This window comes from Streptomyces avidinii (assembly GCF_045161815.1).
In the GTDB taxonomy this organism is placed as follows: domain Bacteria; phylum Actinomycetota; class Actinomycetes; order Streptomycetales; family Streptomycetaceae; genus Streptomyces; species Streptomyces avidinii.
Genome location: NZ_CP108863.1, coordinates 1,242,147 through 1,266,209, shown reverse-complemented (window position 1 = coordinate 1,266,209; position 24,063 = coordinate 1,242,147). Strand labels below are relative to the sequence as shown.

General features: G+C 72.2%; 22 protein-coding genes. 8 read left to right on the top strand and 14 right to left on the bottom strand.

Features of this window, described 5'->3' with window-relative positions; translation table 11 throughout:
* Positions 1–37: 37 nt before the first annotated feature.
* Together OG373_RS05810 and OG373_RS05805 are read right to left on the bottom strand one after the other, a co-directional pair.
* Positions 38–952 (bottom strand): cyclase family protein, encoded by a 915-nt coding sequence (locus tag OG373_RS05810; RefSeq protein WP_405436390.1) that lies wholly within the window; start codon positions 950–952, stop codon positions 38–40.
* A gap of 146 nt (positions 953–1,098) precedes the next feature.
* Entirely contained in the window at positions 1,099–1,701 is a 603-nt protein-coding gene (locus OG373_RS05805; RefSeq protein ID WP_405436388.1) for a TetR/AcrR family transcriptional regulator, read from the bottom strand.
* Positions 1,702–1,895: 194 nt separating this feature from the next.
* Between OG373_RS05805 and OG373_RS05800 the strand changes: the two genes are divergently transcribed.
* The gene (locus OG373_RS05800; RefSeq protein WP_405443955.1) at positions 1,896–2,423 is read left to right on the top strand and encodes an ATP-binding protein; all 528 of its coding nucleotides are present in this window, start codon (positions 1,896–1,898) and stop codon (positions 2,421–2,423) included.
* Positions 2,424–2,493: 70 nt separating this feature from the next.
* Here OG373_RS05800 and OG373_RS05795 read toward each other — a convergent pair whose 3' ends face one another.
* Positions 2,494–3,252 carry a M15 family metallopeptidase gene (locus tag OG373_RS05795; protein WP_405443953.1) on the bottom strand — a complete coding sequence of 253 codons (759 nt, stop codon included), beginning with the start codon at positions 3,250–3,252 and terminating at the stop codon, positions 2,494–2,496.
* A 346-nt stretch (positions 3,253–3,598) separates the two neighbouring features.
* On the opposite strand from OG373_RS05795, the gene OG373_RS05790 reads away from it, so the two are divergent.
* Complete coding sequence (locus OG373_RS05790; RefSeq protein WP_405436387.1) at positions 3,599–4,339, top strand: hypothetical protein; 741 nt, start codon at positions 3,599–3,601, stop codon at positions 4,337–4,339.
* Between the two features lie 83 nt (positions 4,340–4,422).
* Here OG373_RS05790 and OG373_RS05785 read toward each other — a convergent pair whose 3' ends face one another.
* The 11 genes from OG373_RS05785 to recQ form a co-directional block, all read right to left on the bottom strand.
* Positions 4,423–5,787: a carotenoid oxygenase family protein gene (locus tag OG373_RS05785; RefSeq protein ID WP_405436386.1), complete on the bottom strand. Its 1,365-nt coding sequence runs from the start codon at positions 5,785–5,787 to the stop codon at positions 4,423–4,425.
* Between the two features lie 94 nt (positions 5,788–5,881).
* A complete protein-coding gene (locus OG373_RS05780) occupies positions 5,882–6,322 on the bottom strand; it encodes an SRPBCC family protein (RefSeq protein ID WP_405436384.1) in 441 nt (146 codons plus the stop codon).
* Positions 6,323–6,359: 37 nt separating this feature from the next.
* Positions 6,360–7,796: an MFS transporter gene (locus OG373_RS05775; RefSeq protein ID WP_405436382.1), complete on the bottom strand. Its 1,437-nt coding sequence runs from the start codon at positions 7,794–7,796 to the stop codon at positions 6,360–6,362.
* Positions 7,797–7,890: 94 nt separating this feature from the next.
* The gene (locus tag OG373_RS05770) at positions 7,891–8,457 is read right to left on the bottom strand and encodes a TetR/AcrR family transcriptional regulator (RefSeq protein WP_405436380.1); all 567 of its coding nucleotides are present in this window, start codon (positions 8,455–8,457) and stop codon (positions 7,891–7,893) included.
* A 31-nt stretch (positions 8,458–8,488) separates the two neighbouring features.
* Entirely contained in the window at positions 8,489–11,395 is a 2,907-nt protein-coding gene (locus OG373_RS05765; protein ID WP_405436378.1) for an NHLP bacteriocin export ABC transporter permease/ATPase subunit, read from the bottom strand.
* A 1-nt stretch (position 11,396) separates the two neighbouring features.
* Positions 11,397–13,655 carry an NHLP family bacteriocin export ABC transporter peptidase/permease/ATPase subunit gene (locus OG373_RS05760; RefSeq protein ID WP_405436377.1) on the bottom strand — a complete coding sequence of 753 codons (2,259 nt, stop codon included), beginning with the start codon at positions 13,653–13,655 and terminating at the stop codon, positions 11,397–11,399.
* On the bottom strand, positions 13,652–14,458 hold the full coding sequence (locus tag OG373_RS05755) for a hypothetical protein (RefSeq protein WP_405436375.1): 807 nt from the start codon (positions 14,456–14,458) through the stop codon (positions 13,652–13,654). The genes OG373_RS05760 and OG373_RS05755 overlap by 4 nt, the downstream gene beginning before the upstream one ends.
* A 102-nt stretch (positions 14,459–14,560) precedes the next feature.
* Positions 14,561–14,800 carry a hypothetical protein gene (locus tag OG373_RS05750; RefSeq protein ID WP_397728039.1) on the bottom strand — a complete coding sequence of 80 codons (240 nt, stop codon included), beginning with the start codon at positions 14,798–14,800 and terminating at the stop codon, positions 14,561–14,563.
* Between the two features lie 450 nt (positions 14,801–15,250).
* Positions 15,251–16,048 carry an N-formylglutamate amidohydrolase gene (locus OG373_RS05745; protein WP_405436373.1) on the bottom strand — a complete coding sequence of 266 codons (798 nt, stop codon included), beginning with the start codon at positions 16,046–16,048 and terminating at the stop codon, positions 15,251–15,253.
* Between the two features lie 43 nt (positions 16,049–16,091).
* A complete protein-coding gene (locus OG373_RS05740; protein ID WP_405436371.1) occupies positions 16,092–16,604 on the bottom strand; it encodes an SRPBCC family protein in 513 nt (170 codons plus the stop codon).
* Between the two features lie 128 nt (positions 16,605–16,732).
* On the bottom strand, positions 16,733–18,745 hold the full coding sequence (gene recQ / locus OG373_RS05735) for a DNA helicase RecQ (protein ID WP_405436369.1): 2,013 nt from the start codon (positions 18,743–18,745) through the stop codon (positions 16,733–16,735).
* 258 nt (positions 18,746–19,003) lie between these two features.
* Here recQ and OG373_RS05730 point away from each other — a divergent pair, with 258 nt between their 5' ends.
* From OG373_RS05730 to OG373_RS05705, 6 genes are all read left to right on the top strand, one after another.
* The gene (locus OG373_RS05730; RefSeq protein WP_405436367.1) at positions 19,004–19,336 is read left to right on the top strand and encodes a GYD domain-containing protein; all 333 of its coding nucleotides are present in this window, start codon (positions 19,004–19,006) and stop codon (positions 19,334–19,336) included.
* 354 nt (positions 19,337–19,690) lie between these two features.
* Positions 19,691–21,229: a sensor histidine kinase gene (locus OG373_RS05725; protein WP_405436365.1), complete on the top strand. Its 1,539-nt coding sequence runs from the start codon at positions 19,691–19,693 to the stop codon at positions 21,227–21,229.
* 3 nt (positions 21,230–21,232) lie between these two features.
* Positions 21,233–21,640 (top strand): roadblock/LC7 domain-containing protein, encoded by a 408-nt coding sequence (locus OG373_RS05720; protein WP_052871055.1) that lies wholly within the window; start codon positions 21,233–21,235, stop codon positions 21,638–21,640.
* The gene (locus OG373_RS05715; RefSeq protein ID WP_405436363.1) at positions 21,637–21,996 is read left to right on the top strand and encodes a DUF742 domain-containing protein; all 360 of its coding nucleotides are present in this window, start codon (positions 21,637–21,639) and stop codon (positions 21,994–21,996) included. The genes OG373_RS05720 and OG373_RS05715 overlap by 4 nt, the downstream gene beginning before the upstream one ends.
* Complete coding sequence (locus OG373_RS05710; RefSeq protein WP_397728028.1) at positions 21,977–22,597, top strand: GTP-binding protein; 621 nt, start codon at positions 21,977–21,979, stop codon at positions 22,595–22,597. Before OG373_RS05715 ends, OG373_RS05710 begins: the two co-directional genes overlap by 20 nt.
* Entirely contained in the window at positions 22,594–24,000 is a 1,407-nt protein-coding gene (locus tag OG373_RS05705) for a cytochrome P450 (RefSeq protein WP_405436361.1), read from the top strand. The genes OG373_RS05710 and OG373_RS05705 overlap by 4 nt, the downstream gene beginning before the upstream one ends.
* Positions 24,001–24,063: the final 63 nt, after the last annotated feature.

Below are 24,063 nucleotides of genomic sequence, written 5' to 3'. Positions count from 1 at the left end.
ACCACGGCGGTGCGGCACCCGGGGATGCGCACGCCGGTCACAGGACGGCGATCGGGTTCACCGGTGACCCGGTGGCCCCCGGCAGCCGCAGCGGTGCCACCGTGCACAGGAACCGCCAGCGCCCGAGCTCCGCGCACGCGTGGGCCAGTTCGTCCAGGTCCAGGTAGTCCAGGAGGTGCATGCCCAGGGCGTGCAGAGCCAGGACGTGCACGGGGAACGGGACGCCGTTCACCGGGCTCGGTGCGGTGTCGTTGTTGCCGTCCGAGCCGAGGACGGCGACCTGCCGCTCGGCCAGCAGCTCCATGCACGCCGGATGCAGCCCCGCCCGGGAGTGCGCCGCGTCCCAGGCGCCGGTCTCCCGGCGCCGACGGCGGTGTCCGACCCGTACGAGCAGCAGGTCGCCCGGACCGATCCGGACGCCCTGGGCCTCCTCGGCCGCCGTGAGCTCCTCGACGGTCACGAAGTCCCCGGGCTCCAGCCAGGGGACCCCGCGCAGCCGCGGGACGTCCAGCAGGACCCCGGGGCCGACGATCCCGTCGCGCACCAGGTCGAGGGTGATCCGACGGGCACCGCCCGCCGCCAGGCGGCTCTCCGGGACGCCGCCGTGGAGCTCTCCGTCGAAGACGACGTGGCACAGCGCGTCGAGATGGGTGTGGGCGTCCCCGTGCACGTTCATGGCGAACCGGTCCAGGGCGAAGTGCACACCCGGCGTTCCGGTCTCCGGCCCGGTCGGGGCGGTCAGGCGGTACACGGCGGGCTGCGGATCGTCCGGACCCGGTTGCGTCTCGATGGGGGCGGCCAGTGACACGGTGCGCCCGAGGCGCACTTCGGCGGCGGCGGCGACCAAGCGGTCCGGGGTCAGGTGGGCGAGGGCTCCGTGCCGGTGCTCCGCGCCCGTGGGTGCCCGTCGGCGCAGCTCGGCGTGGAGGGAACGGAAGGCCGCCTCCGTCATGTACGGCGAAGCCGTCGGGGGAGGCGTCCGGTGTGGCGTCTGATGTGGCGTGGGGCGGTCGTCCGTCACGTGGGTCCTCCCGGTCTGCCGAAGGCCCCGCCTCCACTGTCCGCTGCCGCCGCGTCCCGCGCATCCCGGCGGCCGTGTCATGCCCCGGGGGTCCGCCAGCCGGGTTCCAGGCGGTCGAGGAGGAGGGCGAAGGCGCGGTCGGCCCGGTCCCGGTCGCCGTCGGCGAGCGGCGCGAGCAGCAGCCCGAACGTGCTGTCGACGAGGAGGGTCGCCTCGGCCCGCGCCCGGGCCGGGGGCAGGCCCAGGCCGGTGAAGAGGCCGGCGGTCAGGTCGGTCCATTCGGTGAGGATGTCCCGCATCACGGGCCCGTACCGCTCCGGGCGCAGCACGCTGGCGGCCATCATCTCCAGGTAGAGCGGGAGGGCGGCCTGGATGCCCGGGACGTGGAACTGCTGCCACACCCGCTCCATCATCCGCCGCAGCGCAGCGGCGTCCCGTGGCGGATCGTGCGAGTCGAGCAGCTGCCGCAGCCGGAGGATGGGCCGCTGCTCGTCCAGGGCGAGGGCTTCCGCCACCATGTGCTCCTTGGTGCCGAAGTAGTAGAGCAGCATGCGGTCGCTGGTGCCGAGGTCGCGTGCGAGGGGGCGCAGGGACAGTTCGGACAGACCGTGGCCTCGCACATACGCACGGACCCGTTGCAGCAGGTCGCGGCGTTTGGCCTCGTCAGGGGGGCGTGGCACGGATACCTCCGGAAGGAACGGGCGGGTGCGGGCCCATGTCCGTTATAGGGAATTTTGGGGATGTCTTTACTGTAATGCCCGCTACGTGTATTCTGTAAATGTAGCGCCTGCTACATGAACGTGGCCGAGCCCCCGCCCGGCCGAACGACACCCACCGAACGTCCGGGCCACCGGCACAGAAGGGACTGATGACCATGGCCCGCCCCACCGCCCCCTCCACAGCACGCGGCGCGGAATGGGTCAGGAAGAACGCGTCGACCTCGTGGCTCACTCGGCACCTGGGCCTCTGGGCGCGGAACCTGGAGCCCCTGCGACCCCTCTGCGCGCCTGCCGCCCGGGCGACCGACCGCGAGGCGTCGTGGCCCCTGCCCCGGGACCTCTCCTCGGCCGGCCGGGCCCGCCGGCTGGCCCGCGGAAGCCTGCGGGCGTGGGAGTTGGACCAGCTCACCGACACTGCCGAACTGCTGGTCAGCGAAGTGGTCGGCAATGCCTTGCGGCACGCGAGGGGGCCCCTGCGGCTCAACCTGCGCGCGACGGGCGACCGGCTGATGTGCGAGGTGGAGGACACCTGCGACACCGCCCCCGTACGCCGCACCACCGACCTCGGCGCCGAGGGCGGCCGCGGTCTCGACCTCCTCGACCAGCTCAGCGAATCCTGGGGCAGCGCCCGGACGGCCACCGGCAAGTCGACCTGGTTCGTGCTGTCCGCTCCCTCCCGCTGAGGCGCCACGGGTCCCGTCCCGACGTGACCCCTGGAGTGCACGGCGACGTCGACCGGAGTCGGGGCCGATCTCAGGGGCGGCGTCCGGCGACCGACCGGTGTGCGACGGGGAAGTCGAAGTACGTGTCGGGGAACAGCTCCGGCTTGTGCGTGAAGTGCCACCACTCCTCGGGCAGGTTGACGAACCCCTCAGCCGTCAGCGCCGACTTCAGGAGGTCCCGGTTCGCGCGCTGCGCCCCCTGGACGCGCGGGTCGTCGGTGTGCGACAGCGTGTCGAAGCAGTCGAAACCCGTGCCCATGTCGACGGAGTTGTCCGGGTACCGCTCCGCCCGGGGTGCGTAGCAGGGCACCGACTCCTGCCCCGGCCGCGGGCGGGGGGCGGGTAGCGCCGGCAGCCGTACGAGGGTCACGTCCATGGTGCTGCCCCGGCTGTGCCCCGACTTCTCGGCGATGTAGCCGTCCTCGAACAGCCGGGACTTCTCGACGCGCGGATAGAACTCCGCCTTCCGCCGCTCGTCCCCGAGGTCCTTCGCCCACCGTACGAAGTGGTCGACGGCCCGCTGCGGCCGGTAGCAGTCGTACACCTTGAGCGAGTACCCCTGGCGCAGCAGGCGCACCTGGGCCCGGTGCAGGGCCTCCGCGGCCGGGCGGGTCAGGATGCAGACGGGCCGGCGGTAGCCGTCGACCGGCTCGCCGACGAAGTTGTGCGGACGCACGTACCGCATCTCCTGCAGGATCGTCGGGTCGACCGAGCCCAGTGCCACGAACGCGCGCGGAGCCTTCGGCTCCGGTGGCGGTGCGCCCGCCGCGGAGGTGACCGAACCGGCCATCGTGAGTGCGGTGACGGCAGCCGTCACGGTCACGGCGAGGCGAGTCCTCGTCGGCGGCAAGGACGCGGAACTGGTCATCCAACCCTCCATCGGCGGTGCTGCGGGGACGTGATCGGGCACCATGCTGCCCGACACCGGGGCCGTCCCGGCCGGGTCCGGCCGAATCCGCCTCCGCCTGTCGTCGCGGCCGTCCGCACGCCCTGCCCGTGCGATCGTGCCGTCGGCCGCCCGGACTGCGCCCGCCGCGGTGCGGACCTACGCTGATCAGGTGACCGGCCGCGCCGGGGAGCGGCGGGGCGGTGAGGCCCGCCGCGGTCCTGACACGGCCCGAGGAAGGTGATGCCCGATGTCCGTATCCAGGGCAGCCGCGGCCCGCTGCGCCACCGCCGGAGCCGCCTGCTTGCTGGTCCTCGCGAGTGGGACCACGGCCGGAGCCGATGACAACGGCATCGCCGACGAGAGCGCCCAGGCCATCGCACAGGCCTCGCGCGAGGCCATGGCCGGCGTCACCTCGATGCGCCTGGTGGGCAAGGTGACCGACACGTCCGGCACCACCACACTTGATCTCCGGTTCGACGAGCAGGGCAACTGCGTCGGCAGCGTCACGCCCCCCGGCAACGCGGGTACGGCCGACATCATCAAACGCGGCGACGACGTCTGGATGAAGCTCGACGACGCCCTGCTGAAGGCCCAGGTACCGGGTCCCGGGGCCGACGACGCGATCGCGCTCGTCAACGGCCGTTACCTGCACGGCACCACGGACAGCCCGATGCTGCGCGAATTCGCCCAGGTCTGCGACCTGGACTTCTTCAAGAAGGAGTTCTCCTCGAAGCCGACGAGCGAACAGCTGGTCAAGGGCTCCCGGACCACCGTCGACGGCCGGCCCGCCATCACGGTCACCAGCCGCCGCGAGGGCAGGACCGGCACGTACCAGGTCTCCACCGAGGACAAGCCGTACCTGCTCCAGGTCCAGGGCACCGAGGAGTCCGGCGAGCGGGTGACCGCCTCCTTCTCGGCCTTCGACGAGCCCGTCAAGGCCGTACCCCCGGCGCCGGCCGACTCGGTCGACCTGTCCAGCCTCCAGTAGCGGACCGGGAACCAACCGTGCCCCGGGGGAGTCGGGAGCCCCCGGGACACGGTCGTGAGCGGTCAGTGGTCAGTGGTCAGCGGTCAGTGGTCGGAGCCGTCGAGGTCGCTGTCGGGGATCCAGGAGCCGTGGATTCCGGCGGTGACGCGGCGCGGCAGGTGCACGGTGGCGATCCGGTCGAGGCCGGAGGCGTCCAGGACCAGGAGCTGGGAGGCGTCCTGCTTGAGGTCGGAGACGACGGTGAGGAGATAGCCGTCGTCCTCGCGGGTGGCACCGGCGGCGGGGACGAACACGGCCTCGCTGGGCAGGCGGGCGTCGCCGGCCTCGTGGATGTCCCGGGCGCCGGTGGTGCGGTCGTACTTGACGATGCCGTAGCCGCCCTGGCCCTCCTGGTCGGGGAAGGATATCGCGTACTGGTAGCGGTGCTCGGAGCCGAGGAACTCCTCGTTGAGCGTCGGGAATTCGATCGCGAGGTCGTCGGTGATCTGCTCGGCTACGCTGTCGGCGGCCAGGTCGATGACCCATCGGCGGTTGTAGGAGCGGGCATTGGGCTCGGTGCCGCGGCCCGGGGCGCCGACCCACCAGTTCCACGAGAGCCGGAAGCCCTCCCGGTCCACGGTCGGGCCCTCCAGCACGATGCGGCCCCGGGCGTCCTCGTACGCGTTGGCGGCGTGCAGCATGCTGCCCGGCTCGATGGGGAACCAGCGGATCGCCTCGGCGCCCCGGGGCCCGCGGGGCATGACGCCGATCCTGGCCGGCTGCGCGTCGTTCCAGCCGTAGGGGATACCGGAGTGCTCGGTGGGATCGAAGGTGACGGTGCCCTCGATGAAGACCACGTAGTGGCGGGTGATGGCGAAGTCGTGCTTGAGGGCGGCGGTCGCCCCCGGTACTTCGGCGCTGTGGGTGATCCGGCCGTCGGCGTCTGCGACGTAGTACATGAGGTGGGGAGGGAGGGGCGAGGAGCCGAAGAAGTGCAACTCGCCGGTGACCGGGTCCGTCTTCGGATGCGCGGTCATGGCGCCGCGCAGTTTGCCGTCGAAGTCGTGGGCGCCGACCGTCTCCAGTTCCGGGGTGAGCTCGAAGGGGAGGTTCGCCTCGCACAGGGCGAGGAGGCGTCCGGCGTGTTCGATGACGTGGGTGCCGGCGGTGCTGGCGGTCAGGTCGGGGCCGTGGTCGGTCATGTAGGGGGCGCCGTCCAGGGCGGGCGTCCGCACCCAGCGGTTGCGGTACCACTCGGCACGGCCCTCGCGCAGCCGGATGCCGTGGACCATGCCGCTGCCCTTGAACCAGTGGGTGGGGGTGACGCCGGCCTTGGGGTTGTGGCTGTTGCGGATCAGCCGGCCGGTGAGCTCCGGCGGCAGAGAGCCCTCGACGGTCAGTTCGGTGGCGGTGAGCTCGTCGACGGCCGGGGTGTAATGGCCGATCAGGTAGGGCGTGTCGATGGTCATGGCAGGAACCTCGCTCGGGTTGTGGGTGCGTTGGGTGCGTTGGGTCGCGGCTGGCGGGTGGTGGTACCGGGTGACCGGGTGACCGGGACGGAGGTCAGCCGGTCTGCTCGGCGCGGGCCTTGAGGGCGGCGAGCCAGGCGGTCAGCGAGTCGTGCAGGGCCCGGCCGAGCTCGTCGGTGGCGGCGTCGACGGGGGCGCCGCTCCAGGACTCCTCGGTACGGACCCGCACCCGGCTCCCGGCCCGCTCGAAGGTCCACACGTGGACGCCCTCGATGCCGGCGGCCGGGCCGCCCCAGACCACCCGCTCACCGGGAACGACCTCGAGGACGGTGGAGGTGATGTCCAGGCCGTGCGTCTTCCAGCCGAAGGAGCTGCCCGGTACCAGCGGGCCGTCGAGCACGGCCCGGTCGACGTCCGCGTTCCAGCTCGGCCAGTCGTCGATCCGGGTGTGCAGCTCCCAGACCCGCTCCAGCGGGGCGTCGATCACGGTGGACAGGCGGACGATGACGGGTGCGGACTCGTCGATGGTGAACATGCGTGTTCTTCCTCTCGGTTCGGTTGACGTGCGGTGGTTACGGACGCGGGGCCGCGGTGGCGGGAACGGCCCGGGCGCGACGGGTGCCGGTACGGATGAGGAGCAGGGTGAGGACGGCGGTGGCCGCGAGGACGGCGGAGGAGACGCCGAAGGCGGCGCGGTAGCCGGCGGTGAGCGCTTCGAGGTGCGGCCGGTGCGCGGTCGCGTGAGCGGTGGTGGTTCCGGCGAGGGTGGCCAGGACGGCGAGGCCGATCGCGCCGCCGACCTGCCGGGTGGTGTTCACCAGGCCCCCGGCCAGCCCGGCGTCCTGCCCGGGGACGCCCTCCACGGACAGGGCGGTGAGCTGGACGAAGGCGATGCCCAGGCCCAGCCCGATGAGGATGCTCGGGCCGAGGACGTCGGTGAGGTAACCGCCGTGGGCGCTGATCCGGGTCAGCCACAGCAGCCCGGCCGCCTCGGTCAGCAGGGCCGCGGTCACCGTCGCGGTGGCGCCGAACCGGCGGGAGATCCGCGGGGCGAGGGTGGAGCCCAGCATGTTGGCCGCGGCCAGCGGAAGTTGGCCCAGTCCGGCGGCCAGGGGACTGGAGCCGAGGACCTGCTGCTGGTAGAGCGGGAGGAAGAAGAACAGGGCGATCCACACCGAGCCCAGCAGGGCCATGAGCAGATTGCCGGCGGTGACCCGACCCGTACGGAACAGGCGGGGCGGCAGCAGTGGGTTCGGGTGGTGGCGCTCGACCAGGACGAACGCGCCCGCCAGCACCGTGGTGAGGGCGAAGGCCCCGAGGACGGAGGCGTCCGTCCAGCCCGACCGGCGGGCCGTGGTCAGGCCCCACACCAGGGAGGTCACCGCGAGGGTGGCCGTGATGCTGCCGGGCAGGTCGAACCGGCCGCCGCCGGTGACCGCGGTCCGCGGCACGCTCACGGCGACACCGACCAGGACCGGGAGTGCGCCGATGGCCACGGCGTGGAAGACCCACTGCCAGCCCCACGCCTGGGTGAGGACGCCGCCCAGCAGGACTCCGGCCGCGGCTCCCGCGCCGGACACGGCGCCCCACACCCCCAGTGCCCTTCCCCGCCCGGGGCCCGGCGGGAAGAGGTCCATCACCAGGGCCAGCGCCGCGGGGGCGATCGCCGCCGCGCCCAGACCCTGCACCGCGCGGGCCGCGATCAGGACCGGGGCCGAGGCGGCCAGTCCCGCCGCCAGTGACGCGGCGCCGAACAGCGTGATCCCCGCGAGCAGTACCCGGCGCCGGCCGATGAGGTCGGCCGCCCTGCCACCGGCCAGCAGGAGTGCGCCGAAGGCCAGGCCGTAGGCGTTGACCACCCACGTGGTGCCGTTGTCCGACAGCCCGACGCCGTCGCGGATCTGCGGCAGGGCCACGTTCACGATCGAGGTGGCGAGCATGACGGTGAACTGCGCTCCGGCCAGCGCGGCGAGTGCCGCTCCGGGGCTGCGGGTGGTGGCGGGTTGCACGGCGATCCTCCTTGAGTGGTTGACCACTCACTCTTTAGGTCGAAGAAAGGGCGGAGCCGGGTGCCCCGCCGAACGGTCGGACGTCGGTCGTGCGTCAGAAATGCTTGATGCCCGCGGACAGGGTTCGGGTCCAGGGGGCATCGACCTCGTCGGCCCCCATCGAGACGATGAGGTGGCACAGCATGCCCTGTGCGAAGAACTCCTGGACCTGCCCCTCGGTGCCGCCCGAGGCGCCGCGGACGTACTCCACCAGGCGGGCGTAGCCCTGCCGGACCGCCTCGCGGACGGCCGGCTCGGATACGGCCGCGGCCTGGGCGTGCAATTGGATCAGCATCAGGTCGTTGTCGCTGATCAGCAGCGCGTACGCATCCCCCATGGCCCCCAGCACCGCCTCGGGGGAGCTGCCCTCCGCCTCGGCCGCCGCCCGCTCCAGACTGGCCCGGACCTGCACGAAGCAGTGCTCGACCACGGCCGTGAACAGCAGTTCCTTGTTCGGGAACAAGCGGTAGACGTACGCCTGCGAGATGCCGGCCGCCTTCGCCACCTCGGTCGTGGTGGTGCCCCAGTAGCCGCGCGCCGCGAAGGCGCCGATGGCGGTGCGCAGCACCGTCTCGCGGCGCTCCTCGGCGGTGGACAGCTGGCGGGGTCGTTCGCTCTTCATGTGAGTACTCAACCACTCACACTTTCGTCTGTCAACGCAGTTGCCGACGGACCAGGCCGTGGAAGAGGCCGGTCGTGTCGGCGAGCAGTTCGGCGGGCGGCCCTTGCTGGACGATGCGGCCGTCCGCCATGACGATCACGCGATCGGCGTCCATGACCGTGGAGAGGCGGTGGGCGATCACCAGGCGGGTGGTCCGCAGCGCGCGGGTGGATTCGATGACCACGCGCTGGGCCTCGTTGTCCAGCGCGCTGGTGGCCTCGTCGAGGAACAGGACGCGGGGCTTGCGGACGAGCGCCTGGGCGATCATCAGCCGCTGGCGCTGACCGCCCGAGACGGTGCCGCCGCCGTCGGACAGGATGGTGTGCATGCCCATCGGCATGGCCTTGATGTCCTCCGCCAGGCCCGCCATCGCCGCTGCCTCCCACGCCTCCTCCAGCGAGAACGTCCCGGCGCCGCAGATGCAGTCGAGGATCGAGCCGGAGAGGGGCTGGGCGTTCTGCAGCACCACGCCGCACTGGCGGCGTACGGCCGCCCGGTCGAGCGCCGCCAGGTCCTGGCCGTCGTAGAGCACGCTGCCCGAGACGGGCCGGTCGAATCCGATGAGCAGCCGCAGCAGGGTCGACTTGCCGCAGCCACTGGCCCCGACGATCGCGACGAACTCGCCCGGTCCGACCCGGAGGCCGACGTCGTCGAGTACGAGCGGGCCGTCGTCGGTGTAGCGGTAGGACAGGTTCCTGGCCTCGATGGCACCGGTCAGCTCTCCGGGGCGGGTACTGGAGCGGTCCACCTCGGGGATCTCCCGCAGGAGCGGCCGGATCTGCTCGAACATCGGCAGGACCGCGGCGGCCGAGAGGAGCGCCCCGGTCACCTGCGTGACCGAGGACAGCAGCATCGTCAGCGCGGTGCTGAAGGTGAGGAACTCGCTGGCGGACAGGGCGCCGCGGGCCGGGCCGGCCAGCAGCACGAACATGACGAGCGTGCACAGCGGCAGGTGGACGGCGCCGAGGACCGTGCTGACGTTCTGTGTCCGGCCGATGCGCTGCTGCAGGTCCCGGGTACGGGCGAACTCCTTCGCCCAGGCCGCGTACGCGAAGCTCTCGGCCGCCGCGACCCGGAGCTTGGGCAGGCCGCGCAGGGTCTGGAAGGCCTGGTTGCCCAGCCGGTGGCCGAGCGTGTTCAGCCGGCGCTCGTACCGCAACTGCCACAGTCCCAGGCCCAGGAAGATCCCCGCGACCACGACGAGCATGGCCAGCGCCGCCATCGCCAGCGGCACGCTGTGGACGAGCAGCAGCACGAAGCTGACCGCCCCGACCGCGCCCGCCTGCACGCAGACCGGGCCGATGCCGGACAGCACGCGGCGGATGGCGCTGATGCCCATCGCCGCGCCGGCCAGTTCGCCGGTGGAGCGACCGGTGAAGAACTTCGCCGGCAGCCTCAAAAGCCGGTCCCACACGGCGGGTTGCAGGGTGGCCTCGATGCGGCCCTCCATGCGCAGCAGGGAGGTGTTCTGCAGGAGCATGAAGACGGCCGAGACCACGGCGGTCGCGATCAGCGCCAGCCCGGTCTGCACGATGAGGCCGGTCTCGCCCTGCGGGACGTACCGGCCGAGGACCTGGCCGGTGGCGACCGGCACCAGTGCGCCCAGGACCACCGAAACCAGCCCGCCCAGCATCAGAGTGCGCAGCTCCGGCAGGGTGCCGCGCGCAGTGAACCGCAGCAGTGCCGGCAGGCTCACCCGCCCGTCGGGCAGGGGGCGGTAGAGCATGACGGCGCGCGGTTCGTAGGCGGCACCGTTGCTCTTCCCGATGCGGTCGCGCGCGCCGGTGGCGGGGTCGACCGCCTCGTAGCCGCCGCGCCGCCACAGCAGGGCCACCGGCGCGCCGTCCTTCTCGCGCCGCCCCACCAGCGGGCCGCTGTTCTCCCGCCACCAGCGCCCGCCGAGCCTGACCACCCGGGTGCGGATCCGCGAGGCGAGCGCGATGCGTTCGACGGGATCCAGCTGCTCGGACGCGGCATCGGCCCCGCCCGGTGCGGTCAGGGGGATGCGTGCCGCGTCGGCGACGACGCGGCACGCGGCGAGGGTCGCGTCCACGCCCGCGTTCCGGTGGGGATCCCGGCCGCCGGCGCGGGCGATGGACGCCAGCAGCGTCCGGTCCGCCTGGGTGCGGGCCGCCCGGCCCGCTTCGATCCCGGCCGCCGTACGGTCCTCGTGTGCGCGTTCGAGCTGTTCGATCCAGTCGTCCAGGGCGTAGAGCAGCCGGTACTGCTGGTCGACCATGCCCTGCCACATCGCCGCGTCGACGAGGAGGGTGCCCACCGCCTCCGCCTCGTACACGGCGCCGTACTGCACGCTGCCCGGGGTGATCCGCATCCAGAGGATGTCCTCGTCGGCTCCGCCGTGCCCGGTCGTGGCGGTGCCGTCCAGCGGTGCCTGGTAGAGCACGCGCAGCCCGCGGCCGATGCCACGCGCGAAGGCGTCCTCGAGGGGGCTCGGCAGTCCTGCGGCCGCGGGGCCGTACTGCCCTCCATCATCGGTGTACTGCGGGTACTGCGGGTACTGGGGGTCCTGCGGGCGGTACAGCTCCCGCAGCCCGATGCGGCGCAGCCGGCACCCCGGCAGGGGCCGGCCGACCAGGGTGTGGTCGGGGCCCTCGGCGGGGCCGAGCAGCAGCGTGCCCGGCTCCAGCCGGCCCAGGAAGTGCCAGTGACCGCCCTGCGCGGCGTCCACCGCGAACAGGTCCAGTTCGCCCTGGACCACCAGCCACAGGACGAGCGGACCTTCCAGGGACAGGCTGCGCATGCCCGTGCAGTCGACCGGCGAGCCCAGCGCACCCAGGGCCGCGACGACCGGGTCCGGAGCCCCGCCCGCCGGGCCGACGGCGCCGGCAGCGTCGGCGGCACCGGTGGCCGCGGCGCTCGTGTGCTGTGCGTACGTCACCTCAGTGCTCCTTGACCAGTGCGGCGTACCGGCCCTGCGCGGCCACCAGATGTTCGTGCCGCCCCCGCTCCACGACCGTGCCCCGGTCGAGCACGACGATCTCGTCGCTGTCGCGCACCGTGCTCAGCCGGTGGGCGATGACCACGCAGGCGCAGCCCCGGCGGCGCAGGTTCTCGATGATGACCTGCTCGGTCACCGCGTCCAGGGCGCTGGTCACTTCGTCGAGCACCATCACGCTGGGGCGGCGCACCAGCGCCCGCGCGATCTCCAGGCGCTGGCGCTGGCCGCCGGAGAAGTTGCGCCCGTCCTGTTCGACGCGGCTGTGGATGCCGCCGGGGCGGCGGGCGACCACCTCGTGCACGGCGGCGTCCTCCAGGGCGGCGATCACGGCCTCGTCCGGGATGGAGGGGTCCCAGAGGGTGACGTTGTCGCGGACGGTGCCCTCGAAGAGGAAGACGTCCTGGTCGACGAAGGAGACGGAAGCGGCCAGCGCGCCGCGCGGGATGTCCTCCAGCCGCATCCCGTCGATGCGGATGGCCCCGGCCCAGGGGGCGTGGAGGCCGGAGATCAGCCGGGAGACGGTGGACTTGCCGCTGCCGGAGCCGCCGACGAGTGCGACCTGCTGCCCGGGTCCGACCGTGAGCGAGAACTCCTTGAGCAGCGGGGCGTCCAGCGGGTTGTAGCCGAAGGTGATGCTTTCCAGCTCCACATGGCCCTTGAGCCGTCGGGTGGAGGCCGCGGGCTCGCGCCGTGCGTAGACCCGGTCGACCGGGAAGTTCTCGACGTCCCTGAGCCGGGCGACGTCGGCCGCGAAGTCCTGGATCCGGCCGGCGACGCCGCCCAGCCGGGAGATCGGGGCGGTGAAGCTGGTCACCAGGGCCTGGAAGGCGACGAGCAGGCCCACGGTGAGGTGTCCCTCCACCGCCCGCAGCCCGCCGATCGTCAGGATCAGCGCGCTGTTGAACGCAGCGAGGGTGGGCGCGACGATCGCCAGCCACGCGCTGGGCACGCCGAGCCGCTGCTGCACGTCGAGGGTGACCGCGTGCTGTCCGGCCCAGCGGCGGAAGAAGCCGTTCTCGCCGCCCGTGGCCTTCATCGTCTCGATGAGCTGGAGGCCGCTGTACGAGGTGTTGGTCAGCCGGGCGCTCTCGGCGCGCAGCTTGTGGGTACCGGTGGCCCTGACCCGGATCGCGATCCGCAGGGCGACCACGTTGAGCAGCGCCACGGCCACACCGACGAGGGTGAGCTGCGGATCGTAGGTCCACAGCAGCACCGCGTAGAGCAGCACCACCACGGCGTCCACAGCGGCGGCGGACAGGTCCCGGGCGAGGGTCTCGGCGACCGTGTCGTTGGACTGCAGGCGCTGGACCAGATCGGCCGGGTTGCGCTGGGAGTAGAAGGTGACCGGAAGCCTGAGCAGGTGCCGGAAGAAGCGGGCACTGCCCAGGGTCGAGGAGATGATGCGCCCGCGCAGCAGGTTGGCCTGCAGCAGGGCGGTGAGGGTCGCGGTGAGGACGAGGGCGACGGCCATCGAGGCGAACAGCACACCCAGCAGGGAGGTCTGCTCGCCGATGAGGAACATGTCGATGTACGTACGGCTCAGGGCCGGCACCGCCGCACCGACGACGACCAGGAGGAGGCTGGCGATCACGGCGGCGGCCATGGTGCCCGAGGTGCCCCGCAGACGGGCCGGCACAGTCCCCAGGACGCCCGGCCTGCGGCCGCCGCGGCGGAAGTCCTCGCCGGGTTCGAAGGTGAGGACGACGCCGGTGAAGCTGGTGTCGAACTCGTCGATGGGGACGAACCGGCGGCCCTTGGCGGGGTCGTTGATGTACACGCCCCGACGGCCGAGCCGCCGTGCCGTGCCGTCGTAGACGACGTAGTGGTTGAACTCCCAGAAGAGGACGGCCGGGCCGCTCACTTCGGCGAGCGCGGCCAGGTCCATCTGCATGCCCTTGGCCTTCAGCCCGTACCCACGGGCGGCCTTGAGGAGGTTGCTGGCGCGGGAGCCGTCGCGGGAGACGCCGCACGCGATGCGCAGTTCTTCGAGCGGGACGAAGCGGCCGTAGTGGCCGAGCACCATGGCCAGGGCGGCGGCGCCGCACTCCACCGCCTCCATCTGCAGCACGGTGGGGGTGCGTACGGCGCGGGGCGTCCTGCCCCTGGGGGCGGGTGCGGGCGCGGCCCTGCGCCGGGAGCCGCCCTTCGGTCCGGGGCGGTGGCGGCGGCGCCCGGCGGGAGGGAGGTGCGGCGCGGTCACGGCAGCAGCCAGTCGACCGGGCGCTGCGCGGCGAGGTGGACGGCGCCGGTGACCGGCGTCCTCGAATCGACGGCGTACGGGGGCCCGCCCGAGGAGGACCACCGGTAGCCGGACGGGGTGGAGGAGGAGCGGTCGAGCGCGACGACCACGGCCACGGGGCTGCCGTGGCGGGAGAACTGTTCGGCGAGCGCGCTGTCGCCGAGGAAACCGCCGATCTGTGCCTGCGTCAGGGGTGCGCGGCCGACCGCCTCGACGCGGCCGCGCAGCATCCCGAACTGCTGCCGCGGGACGGACTGGAGGCTCAGGTCGACCGGGGCGCCCACGGGGATCGCCGCACCGCTGTTGCCCGGCACGTACAGCACGGCGACCAGTGGGTCCCGCGGATCCTTCACGCGTTCCACCGTGGCCACGTCGGCACCGGTGGCGATGACCGCGCCCACCTTGGCCACGAGTGTCGTCAACCGGCCGCCGGTCACCAGGCGCACGGGACGTTCACCCTGCTCCGTACGGACATTGAGCAGGGGCGCGCCGGCGGTGAGCAGTTGGCCCTCCTGGGCGAGGACCTCCGTCACCTGGCCCGCGATCGGGGTCTGCAGCACGTAGCTGCCCTCGGCCCGGGTGAGGATTCCGGCTGCGCTCAGCCTGGACGACACGGTGCCGGTGAAGGCCCAGTACGTCGCGGCCGCCATGACGACGACCGTGACGGCCAGGACGAGTCGCCCCTGCGGGCGGGCGAAGCGAACGGGCAGGTCGAGTTCTTCGGGCGATTGCAGCTTGGAAAGAGCCTTTTGGCGAAACTGCACGGACTGTTCCTTCAACTGCATTCGTATCTTCGGGCGGGCGCAGGGACGGCCGAGAACCCCGGAGCCGTGGGGGACGCTCCGGGGTTCACGGGTATTTCCCGATCAGAGACCGGCGCGACCGGCGTTCACCGAAACGCCGGTGAGGCCCGTGACGAGGCCGGGGACGTGGGACACGATGCCCTGCGCGGCCTGGACGGTGTCGAGGGAGCCCACGACGCCCACGATGTTGCTGACGTCGCTGGTCACGGCGCCGCCCAGGCCGCCGGACACGCTGATGATGCCGCCGGAGACGGCGTCCAGCTCGGTGTCGTCGATCTCACGGGTCTCAAGGTCGTTACGCATGGCGCGCACCTTTCATTGGGGGGAGGAATTCACGCTGCGCGGCCGGCGGCACGAAACTCTGCCGCCGTTCCCGACTGCTGCGATGCGGACGATGAAAGCACGCGAAAGGGCCCCCCATCCAATTCTGTTGACTTCCCGTCACGGGCAGATGGCCACCTCTGTCGACGGACGTGCAGCTTGATTCACGGAATAGTGGCGACTTCTTCACAGAATCGAGTAACAGATACGACCGACGCGCTGCTTACACAGAACTAAACGGAATAAATCGCCACTAAGTGAACAGGGCATATCCGGCGTATCGCTACACGGAGGAGGTCGGCTGTCGAGATCGCGGACACGGTGTGCAGGTTTCCGGAGGGCGCACGGGGTGACGCCCCCATCACGCCCGGTGTGCACGCCGAAGGGCCGGGACCGTCGTTCGACGGACCCGGCCCTTTCGGTCGGACGGGTCTACGGGAGCAGGGCGTCCACGAGTTCGGCCAGAGCGGCCGCCGGTGCGACGAGGCCGGGACCGGCGGGACCGCCCGGCTCGGACATGTACACGTCCCGGCGGATCTCGACCATCAGCGCCCCGACCCGCCGGTCCCTGCCGTAGTGCTCCAGCGGCACGTACGTCCCCGCGAAGGGGCTGTCGAGCCCCGTGCCGCCGAAGCCCGCGAAGGCCTTCTCGGCCGCGGCGAGGAGGCCGGGCGCGGTGTGGAAGGGGTCGGTGCCCAGGCAGATCGGGGGCCGGGGGCCGGCGCCGTGCAGTTCGTACGGGAGCGGCTCCGTCGGGTACGAGTGCACGTCGATGATCACGGCTCGTCCGACGGCCTCCAGCCGGTCCTCCACGGCCCGCGTCATCGCGTCCGCGTACGGGTGGAAGTAGCGGTCGACCAGCGGCCGGGCGTCGAAGCCGTCCGCGCGCAGGCGCTCCCGGTGGGTGGTGCGCGTGTACACCGCTCCCATGCCCACGGCCAGCATCTCCTCGCGCTCGTCCGGGAAGCGCTCGGGGTCGATGACGAGGCGGGACAGCCCGTTGACGAACCGCCACGGCGTGAGGGTGGAGCCGGCGGCTGCCGCCTCGGCGATGTCCGCGGTGTGGGAGTCGGTGATGTGGTCCAGCTCCTGCTCCAGCTCCCGGTCGTCCAGCACGATGCCGTCGCGGACGGACTCCGGTATGAGGCGCGAGGAGTGCGGGACGTGAAGGATCACCGGCGACGCGGCGGCGCCGGGCAGGAGCCGGAAGGATTCGGGCGCAGGGTTCATGTGGCTTCCTCGGTGGGGCGGGTCTTACGCGCGGACGCCGGGGTCACCGCGTGTCGGACGCCGGCTCCAGGGCCTTCTTGAGGTTGCGCAGGGTGGTGGCGATGTTCCTGCGCTGGAAATCGGCGAAGGTGTGTCCCCGTGTGGCGATCCGGTCGAAGGCGTGGGCGACGAAGTCCGGCCACGAGCGGCGGTCGTCGGTCCACGTCTCGGTCACCCGCGTGCCCTCCGGTACCGGCTCGAACCGGTACTCCCAGGTGGCGATGGGCCCGGGAACCCGTGGGCGCCGGATACCGATGGCGTGCACCCGGAACCGGAACAGCCGCTCCTGTTCCACCGCCGTCACCGTGCACCGGGTGGTCCAGCGGAAGGACCCGCGCTTGTTCCGACCGTCGAAGACCATCCCGACATGGGTCTCCCCGGCCTCGCCGTGGACGGTGGCACCGAGGTTCTCCGGGCTCCATCCGCCCATCCGGGCGGGATCGGAAACGTGCCGGTAGACGTCGGCGGGACTGACGTGGACGACGATGCTGTCGGACACGGTGAACGTACGGGACATGGCTCTCCCCTCCAAGGAGGACGACGCTACCGTCCCGCCCCACCCGTGACTACCCTTCGGTAACTTCACGGGTGGGCTCACGCAGGGCGCCGCGGCACCGACCCCGTCTCCCGTGCGACGACGGCCGGCTACTGCCAGTCGTCCCAGGGCGGCGGGGCCATCTCGTCCAGGTCGAACGGCGGCTCGTCGGCGTCCGGCGCCTCCGCGCGGGCCGCAGCGGTGGACCCGGACCCGGACCCGGACCCGGGCGGGGGCGCGGGCGCGGCGGCGGCAGCGACCGAGGCCGTGGCCCCGCACTCCGCCAGGGTGGCGAGGACGCCCTCGGCGTACTTGGCGAGCTTGGCCTCACCGATGCCGCCGATGGTGCCCAGCTCCTCAGCCGTGGCGGGCAGCCGCGTCGCGATCTCCCGCAGCGTCGCGTCGTGGAAGACGACGTACGCCGGTACGCCCTGCTCCTTCGCCGTCTCGGCCCGCCAGGCACGCAGGGCCAGGAAGACCGGCTCGGCCGCGGCCGGCAGGTCGACCGGCACGCGGGCGCCCTTCCCCGAGCGGGATCCGGACTCCTTGCGGGCGGGGCCCGCCGGCGCCTTCTCCTTCCGCATCGAGACGCTGCGGCGTCCGCCCAGCACCTCGCCGCTGTCCTCGGTCAGCACCAGCGTCCCGTAGTCGCCCTCCACGGCCAGCAGCCGCTGGGCCAGCAGCTGGCGTACGACGCCCCGCCACTCCGCGGTACCCAGGTCCGCCCCGACGCCGAACACCGAGAGCCCGTCGTGGTCGAACTGGATGACCTTGGCCGTCTTCTTGCCCTGGAGGATGTCGATGACCTGACCGGCGCCGAACTTCTGGCGCCGTTCGTTCGCCAGCCGCCACACGGTCGACAGCAGCTTCTGCGAGGCGACCGTCGCGTCCCAGGACTCGGCCGGCGTCAGGCACGTGTCGCAATTGCCGCACGGCACACCCGACTGCCCGAAGTACTCCAGCAGCCGCACCCTGCGGCAGTCGACCGTCTCGCACAGCGCGAGCATGGCGTCCAGGTGCATGCCCAGGGACCGGCGGTGCGTCTCGTCGCCATCGGAACCGTCGATGAGCTTGCGCTGCTGCACCACGTCCTGCAGGCCGTACGCCAGCCACGCCGTGGCCGGCTCGCCGTCGCGCCCGGCCCGGCCGGTCTCCTGGTAGTAGCCCTCGACCGACTTCGGAAGGTCGAGGTGCGCCACGAACCGCACGTCCGGCTTGTCGATGCCCATGCCGAAGGCGATCGTGGCCACCACCACGACTCCCTCGTCCCGCAGGAAGCGCGCCTGGTTCGCCGCGCGGGTACGGGCGTCCATCCCGGCGTGGTACGCCACGGCGTCGATGCCCTGCTCCACCAGGAAGGCCGCGGTCTTCTCCACCGAGGCCCGCGAGAGGCAGTACACGACTCCGGCGTCACCGGCGTGCTCGGTCCGGATCAGCTCCAGCACCTGCTTGAGCGGGTTGTTCTTCGGGGCGATCCGGTACTGGATGTTCGGCCGGTCGAAACTGGCGACGAAGTGCCGGGCGTCCTCCAGGCCCAGCCTCGCCACGATCTCGGCGTGGGTGGCCTCGGTGGCCGTCGCGGTCAGCGCGATCCGCGGCACCTTCGGCCAGCGCTCGTGCAGCATCGACAGCGCGAGGTAGTCGGGCCGGAAGTCGTGCCCCCACTGGGCGACGCAGTGCGCCTCGTCGATCGCGAAGAGCGACACCTTGCCCCGGTCGAGCAGCCGCTGGGTGCTCTCGGTCCGCAGCCGCTCGGGAGCCAGGTAGAGCAGGTCCAGCTCGTCGGCCAGGAAAGCCTGCTCGACGGCCTGCCGCTCGTACGGGTCCTGCGTCGAGTTGAGGAATCCGGCCCGCACCCCGAGGGCGGTCAGCGCGTTCACCTGGTCCTGCATGAGCGCGATGAGCGGCGAGATCACGATGCCCGTGCCGTCTCTGACGAGCGCCGGGATCTGGTAGCAGAGCGACTTGCCGCCACCGGTCGGCATCAGCACGAGGGCGTCGCCGCCGCCGACGACCTGCTCGATGATCTCCTGCTGCTCGCCGCGGAAGGAGCTGTATCCGAACACGCGGTGCAGTACCTGCAGAGCGTCGGAGGTGTCGGGGGAAGCGTCCGGAAGTGCCATCCATGCAGCCTAGCGGCCCCCACCGACACGCCGTCCCGATCCACCCGAACCGGGACGGCGGAGGCGGCGGCGTCCGCTGCCCCTTCGGGTCCCGCTTCCGGCCGGCCGGACCGGCCGGCGGCACACCGATGTGCGGCGGACAGGTCGACCCGGCCGGGACAGGGGGTGCTGAGCGACAATGGTCAGGTCGGCGAACCGATCCCTGATCCCGGTCACCTGCTCATCGGCGGTGCCGGCGGAGCAGTGGGGAGAGAGACCATGCCGCTCTACCTGTCGAGGTTCAGCTACACGCCGGAGACGTGGGCCCGGCTCATCAACCACCCCGAGGACCGTGCAAAGGCCGCCGGGGCGTACATCGAGTCCGTCGGCGGGAAGCTCCACGGCTTCTGGTACGCCTTCGGTACGCACGACGGCTACAACCTGTGGGAGGCGCCGGACAACGTCTCCATGGCCGCCGTGGCGCTGGCGATCAGCGGGGGTGGCGCGCTCAGCTCGTTCGAGACGACCGTTCTCCTGAGCGTCGACGAAACGCTGGACGCCCTGCGCAGGGTCGAGCAGGTCCAGTACCGGGCTCCCGGCCTGCAGCAGTGAGCAACGCTCGCGGAGGCCACGGGCAGGAGCCGAGCCGGCCGTCGGCGCCGGCTGCCTAGCGCATTTCCGTCTGCGACACCACTTCGGCACGACGCGATACGGCCATCCCCGACGCCGGTGTGCGTGCGGGTTTCCGCCCCGTGCGGGGGGTCGCATGCCCTCGACCTGCTCTTACGTCGATGGGTGACGCGGACGCGCGCCAGCGGTTGCCGGAATTCGCCCCCTATTGATGGCGCATAACTGTTCCTTCGGTCCGATGAACTCCAACGAAAGCGCCCGTACGGGCAGTTGGGCGTAGTTATGCTCCCGCCCACCGGTCCTAAGGTCGCCTTTTTCGATAATTCGAGGACACAGATGGAGCAAAAAGACATTCCTCCCGAGTCGGTCCACTCGGAGGAGGGGAGAGGCCCCGTGCTCGCGACGCTCGGCGCCCTGGCCGCCGCCTGTCTGGTCGGGGCGCTCCTCTCCTCCTCGGAACCCGTCGGCACCGCGCTGATCGCCGCGGGCGCCGTCTGCACCGCCGCCGTGTTCGTCGAAGCGCTGCGCCGCGGCCGCGCGCTCGCCGCGGAGCGCGCCCAGGTGGCGGCCCTCCGGCATGCCCTGTCCCGGCAGGAGGCCGAGGCGATCCGTCTGTCCGCCGTGGTGCTGCCCGAGGCCATCGAGCGCCTCCGCAGGGGCGAGCTGCCCGAGGAGGTGCTGACCGCCCTGGGCGGGCGCCGCGGACACGGCAACCGCTGGGGCAACGACGCCGCCCTGACCCCGCGCTTCAGAGCCGCCCTGCAAGCCGTTCTCGCCCATTCCGTCGACGCGGTCGACAACGAGGAGAGCCTTCGCGACTCGGCGCAGCGGGCCTTCGTGAACGTGGCCCGCCGCGTGCAGGCGATCGTCCACCAGCAGGCTCAAGAGATGCGCGAGATGGAGGACCGGCACGGCACCAACCCGGACGTCTTCGGCGACCTCCTGCGCCTCGACCACGGCACCGCCCTGATCGGCAGGCTCGCCGACTCCATCTCGGTCCTCGGCGGTGCGCGTCCCGGCCGCCAGTGGAGCAGGGCCGTCACGCTCTACAGCGTGATGCGCGGCGCGATGTCGAGGATCATCGACTACCAGCGGGTGGAACTGCACTCGGTCTCCGAGGTCGCCGTCATCGGCCCGGTCGTGGAGCCACTGATCCACACCCTCGCGGAGCTGCTGGACAACGCCACCCGGTACTCGCCCCCGCACACCCGGGTCCACCTCACCGCCGTCGAGGTGCAGTCGGGCATCGCCGTGGAGATCGAGGACGGCGGTCTGAGCATGAGCGAGGAGGCGCACGCACGCGCCGAGAAGATGCTCGCGCAGGCGCAGTCCGGCATCGACCTCAACGACCTGGGCGAGACACCGCGGCTGGGTCTGGCGGTGGTGGGCCGGCTGGCGCAGGCGTACGGGTTCCAGGTCTCCCTGCGCTCGTCCGCGTACGGCGGCGTGCGCGCCGTGGTCATCGTGCCGCAGCACCTGATCACCACGGCCTCCGCGGCGACCGGCCTCGCCCACGGCATCGGTTCCTCCTCGGGGCCCAGGGCCGTGGCCGCCACACCGCGCGAGCACCCCGCGCACCACCCGTCGGCCGGCGTGTCCGCGCCGCGGTCGGCCCGGGTTCCGGCGCCCGGGCCGGCGCCCGTCAGCGGCGGGCCGACCGCCGACCGTACCGCGACCGGTCTGCCGCAGCGACGCCGGAAGGACCGTGTCACCACCTACGACTACGACACCCGGCCGGCCGAGAGGCCGCAGCCGGCGGACGACAGCGGCCCCGGCATGTGGCTGGAGGCGTTCCACAGCGGACTGTCCGGTGAGCCCGGCCAGGACGCGCAGGACGCCGAGGACGCGTCGGGTTCAGCGACCAAAGGGGCGTAAACAATGATGACTCAGCGCAGCAGTATGGACTGGATGCTCAAGGACCTGGCCGCCGGAGTGCCGCAGACGCGGCACGTGATCGTACTGTCCGCGGACGGGCTCTGCGTCGCGCAGTACGGCGCCGAGACGGACACGGCCGACCGCCTGGCGGCCGCGTGTGCCGGCCTGCAGAGCCTCGCCGGAGCGGTGGCCGCGGAACTGCCCAACTCCCGGGGCAGAATGCGGCTGGTCGTGATCGAGATGGACGGCGGGTTCTTCTACCTGATGGCCGCCGGAGACGGCTCCTATCTCGCGGTGCTCGCCGACGAGGGGGTCGACGCCGGCCTGATGGGCGCACAGATGCGCGCCCTGGTGTCCCGGATGGGGGACCACCTGAGCAGCCCGCCCCGGCACGACGGGCAGCCCGCGTGAAAGAGCCGCCCTCAAGCTGGGAGGACAGCAGTCCCGAACGGCTCTACGTCATCACCGGCGGACGCAGCGGACCTTCCACCGCCGTCCACCTGGACCTCGTGACCTTAGTGGTGGCCAAAGGGCCTCCCCCGCCCGAGACGCAGCCCGAGCAGGCGGACATCCTGCGGATATGCCGGGCACCGCTCTCGGTGGCCGAGATCGCCGCGTACGTCGGCCTGCCCGTCAGTGTCGTCACCGTGCTGGTCGGAGACCTGATGGCCGCCAAGCGCGTGCACATCCGCCCGCCCGTACCCGCCGCGCAGCTACCCGACCTTGCTCTGATCGAGGCAGTGATCGATGGACTTCAGAAGCTCTGACGCGCCTGCCGGGCCGCTCCCCGCGGACATACTCCCGGAGACGGCCGCGGCCGCCGTGAAAGTCGTCATCGTCGGCGGCTTCGGCGTGGGCAAGACGACGATGGTCGGTGCGGTCAGCGAGATCAAGCCGCTGACGACCGAGGAGACGATGACCCGGGCCGGCGTCGGCGTCGACGACACCTGGGGCGTCTCCCGCAAGATCACCACCACCGTGGCCATGGACTTCGGCCGCATCAGCATCAACGACGAACTCGTGCTGTACCTGTTCGGAACCCCCGGCCAGGAGCGCTTCTGGTTCCTGTGGCGCGGGCTCTTCGAGGGCGCCCTCGGAGCGGTCGTCATCCTCGACACCCGCCGGCTGGAGATCAGCTTCGATGTGATCGGACGCCTGGAGGAGCGCGGCGTTCCCTTCGTCGTCGCCGTCAACTCCTTCCCCGGCGCCCCCGAACATCCGCTGGAAGAACTGCGCGAGGCCCTCGACCTGCCCGCCGCCGTCCCGATCCTCGTCTGCGACGCCAGACGGCGGGACTCGTCCCGCGACGTCCTGCTGACCCTCATGCGCTACCTGCACTCCCAGGCAGCCCCCCAGGAGGCAATGTGAGCACCACCCCCACCCCACCGCCCGAGTGCCCCGCCCACGCGGCCGCGACCGCGGGGGGTCTGTACCGTCTCCACGGAGCGGAGGCCCAGGCCGATCCCCTCGCACTGTACGAGAAGCTGCGGGCCGAACACGGCCCGGTGGCCCCCGTACTGGTGAGCGGGGACCTCCCGGCCTGGCTGGTCCTCGGCCACCGGGAGAACCTGGACGCGGCCCGCATGTCCTCGCGCTTCGCCCGCGACCCCCGCGGCTGGCGCGACATGAGAGAGGGCCGCGTGCCGGCCGACACCCCCCTCGGCCCCATGGTCTCCTGGGTGCCGGTGTGCAACTTCACCGACGGTCCCGTCCACGAGCGGCTGCGCGGGGCCGTGGTGGAGTCCCTGGAGCGCTTCGACAAGCGCGGCATCCGGCGGTACGTGACGCGGTTCGCGAACCAGCTCGTCGACCAGTTCGCGGGCGAGGGCTACGCCGACCTGGTGTCCGCCTTCTCGGACCAGCTCCCGATGCTGGTGATGACGCAGCTCCTCGGCGCACCCGACGAACACGGCCCCCTGCTCGTCAACGCGGCACGCGACATGCTCCAGGGAACCGAGACCGCCCTCCAGAGCGACCGCTACGTCACCACCACGCTGGAGAACCTGGTGGCGGAGCGCAAGGCGGAACCCGCCCGCGACCTCGCCTCCTGGCTGATCGAGCACCCCGCGGACCTGACCGACACCGAGGTGCTCATGCACCTGCGCGTCGTGCTCATCGCCGCCTACGAGACCACCGCCAACCTCATCGCCAACACGCTGCGGACGGTGCTGACCGACCCGCGCTTCCGGGCGAGCCTCTCCGGAGGCCACATGACCCTGCCCGACGCGCTGGAGCAAGTCCTGTGGGACGACCCGCCGATCAACACGATCATCGGGCGCTGGGCCACCGGAGACACCCTGCTGGGCGGCCAGCAGGTCAAGGCCGGCGACATGATCCTGCTCGGCCTGGCGGCCGGCAACGCCGACCCGCAGATCCGGCCGGATCCCAACGCCTCCGTCCACGGCAACCGTTCCCACCTCGCCTTCAGCAGCGGACCGCACGAGTGCCCGGGCCAGGACATCGGACGCGCCATCGCCGACACCGGCATCGAGGTCCTGCTGGACCGGCTGCCCGACCTCCAGCTGGCGATCGACGCGAGCGAACTCCGCTGGCGCGGCACCCTCATGTCCCGCCACCTGCTGTCCCTGCCGGTACGGTTCGCCCCGCGCTCGGCGCCGGCCCCGCAGCTCGAACCGGAGCAGCCGGCCGGGCACCCCGTGCACGCGCCGATCCCGCCGCAGCCGACGGCGCCGCCGACGCCGACGCCGGCCGTCACCGGTCGCCGCCGACGGGGCGTCAGCTGGTGGCGCCGACTGCTCGGCCGCATCTGACGGCCTTCCGCAGCGCGGGGCCGCGCCTGCCGAGGGCCCCGTACCGAAGGCCCGTACCGGGGC